This window comes from Xanthobacter autotrophicus, from assembly GCF_030015065.1.
In the GTDB taxonomy this organism is placed as follows: domain Bacteria; phylum Pseudomonadota; class Alphaproteobacteria; order Rhizobiales; family Xanthobacteraceae; genus Xanthobacter; species Xanthobacter autotrophicus_D.
Window position 1 is genome coordinate 1 of sequence record NZ_JAIVFN010000560.1, and the last position, 391, is coordinate 391.

General features: G+C 71.9%; 1 protein-coding gene. It reads left to right on the forward strand.

The genetic code is table 11. From position 1 onward, the window contains the following. Window positions 1-391 (forward strand): tripartite tricarboxylate transporter substrate-binding protein (locus K9U40_RS24510; RefSeq protein ID WP_282892634.1); only part of this gene is annotated, 391 nt, incomplete at both ends.

The following is a 391-nucleotide window of genomic DNA, read 5'->3' on the forward strand; positions in this document are numbered from 1 at the left end:
CTACCTGCCGGCGACCGGGCCGGACCTGGGCGCGCGGATCCTGGCGGAGGCGGTGGGCCCGATCCTGGGCCAGCCCATCGTCATCGAGAACCGGGCCGGTGCCGGCGGCAACATCGGCACACGCGTCGCGGCGGCGGCGCCGCCCGACGGATACACCCTGCTCTACACCGGCACGCCGCTCGCGGCCAACATGTGCCTCTACAAAGCGCCGGGCTACGACGCGCTGAACGATTTCCACCACGTCATGCGCCTGACCCGTTCCGACGTGGCGCTCGTGGTGAACGCGGAGTCGGACATCCGCACGCTGGACGACCTGCTGGCCCGGCTGAAGGCCGGAAAGGGCCAGGTCGATTACGCGTCCGGCGGCATCGGCACGCCGTCGCACCTGGGC